Raw genomic sequence first — 1619 nt, forward strand, 5'->3', positions numbered from 1 at the left:
AGAAGATATAGGTTGGACGAATGAAGAATTGTATAAAATGGTAGCTTATTCTGCTAATTATATAGATCCATTGTATTGGAAGTATCATAATTTAGAAACAGTAGAATGGGGGGACGGTAATATATTAGGAGCTTATGATTCTTTATTATCTAAAGAAGAAGGGGAAGCTATGTTAAAACAATTTGAGCAAAATAATTATTATAATTTACCTTATTTAAAAGAAGCTATAAAAATTACTAAAAAGTACTAATTATTATGAAATTAAAACTATCTATACTATTTATCTTTACTTATTTTCTTATGTTTCATGCACAAAGTAGAAAAGATGTTAATATAGACCAAAATATAGAAAAACTAAAAAGAATTTCAGAAGGAGGAATAATAGTTCAACCTACAGAAGAAGATATGCTTCTGCAACAATCTTTAATAGAAAAATCATTAAAGAATAGTGGGTATAAAATACCAGAATATTCTATATTTAGAGAAAGGATAAAAGATGTTTTTGGAATTGATTTGGATAAAAGCAAAGGAAAAGTAGTTACCTTGTATGGAGAAATCCCTGTTTATGATAGAGAAAAAGCATATGATGATGATGAAATAAAGTATAATATACTTCCAAAGATTAGTCATTTCACAACACTTAATGTATATAAATATACCTTGTGGGAAGAACATCCGTTTAAATGGAATATGTTTATAAATAAAGAAAAAAAAATATTAAATAATTATTTATTCAGTGAGAGTATAGGAAGTCTAATTAAAATTTATAATATAAAAAATAAGAAATATAAAATAAAAAAGGACTTATTCTTACTACACTTAAATAAATATATAATGTATAATGATAAAGCTAGTTTAGATTATTTATTATCTAAACAAGCAGTTTTAGTAAGGTCATTAGTATCAAACTTTAATTATGATAAAGAAGATAAAATTAATGAAAGTGTAATGGATGATTTATACACTACTTATGCAGATGATCAACCTATAAGAGAATCAAAATTGAGAGAATTGATTTTTGTAAAGAAAATTCAAATCGACCAAAGCTGGTTATATAGAAGAAAAGGTATATTGAGAGAATTGATTTTTGTAAAGAAAATTCTAACCGATCAAGACAGGTTATATATAAGAGAAGGAATATTAAAAACTATTGAAAAAATAACTAATGAAAATAATTGTAAATATGCTATAGAGTTAAGTAATGCATTAATAGATTTAATAGATAGAAAGCGAGAAGGAGAAGATATAGGCTGGACGAATGAAGAATTGTATAAAATGGTAGCTTATACAGTGAATTATATAGACCCGTTATATTGGAAGTATCATAACTTAGAAACAGTAGAATGGAGGAATGGCAATATATTAGGAGCTTATGATTCTTTATTATCTAATGAAGAAGGGGAAGTTATGTTAAAACAATTTGAGCAAAATAATTATTATAATTTACCTCATTTAAAAAGGTTAGTAAAAGAAATAATAAATTGATAGAATAAAAATATCATTTCTATCATTATAGTGGAAAGAGGTAATAGTAAGAAGACATGGAAATATCCAAGATGTAACAAATGTAACAATTAAAGAGCTTACTGACTTATCCCTGAATGTAAATAAGCAATTAA

1 protein-coding gene and 1 pseudogene are annotated in these 1619 nt (G+C 24.9%); both read left to right on the forward strand.

The genetic code is table 11. The features are described from left to right. Window positions 1-250 (forward strand): annotated as a pseudogene (locus M3Z80_RS09630) (hypothetical protein); the annotation flags it as partial. Between the two features lie 5 nt (window positions 251-255). Continuing rightward, window positions 256-1485, forward strand: coding sequence for a hypothetical protein (locus M3Z80_RS09635; RefSeq protein WP_293919397.1), 1230 nt, complete (start codon window positions 256-258; stop codon window positions 1483-1485). The last annotated feature ends 134 nt before the right edge of the window (window positions 1486-1619 follow it).

Source organism: Apibacter sp., assembly GCF_025291155.1.
Classification (GTDB): domain Bacteria; phylum Bacteroidota; class Bacteroidia; order Flavobacteriales; family Weeksellaceae; genus Apibacter.